A 297-nucleotide genomic window follows, 5' to 3' on the forward strand; every position below is an offset into this window, starting at 1 on the left:
CGTCGCGCCAGGCGCGCGCACGGGAGCGGAAGTCGGCCTCGTCGAGGAAGTAGGCGGGCGTGCCGTGCTGTTCGGCGAGGGTCTTCACGTCGACCCCGCCGACGGTGGCGACTCCGTCGGCGTCGCGGGCGACCGTCCGCGCCCACACCTTGGGGTCGAGGACGTTGAGGTCGGCCGGCGGTGCGGAGTAGTGGCCCTCGGGAAGGACGTCGGCGTTCGCGCCCGTCATAGCGTGCGCGGCAGGATCCGCAGGGTGCGGACGACCGTCCGGCCCGCCGACTTGTTGGCGGCCGCGAT

General features: G+C 74.1%; 1 pseudogene. It reads right to left on the minus strand.

Annotated features, from left to right (window positions below):
- Positions 1-229 (minus strand): annotated as a pseudogene (locus SZN_RS37390) (diaminopimelate decarboxylase); the annotation flags it as partial.
- Positions 230-297 lie beyond the last annotated feature (68 nt).

The organism is Streptomyces zinciresistens K42, assembly GCF_000225525.1.
Classification (GTDB): Bacteria; Actinomycetota; Actinomycetes; order Streptomycetales; family Streptomycetaceae; genus Streptomyces; species Streptomyces zinciresistens.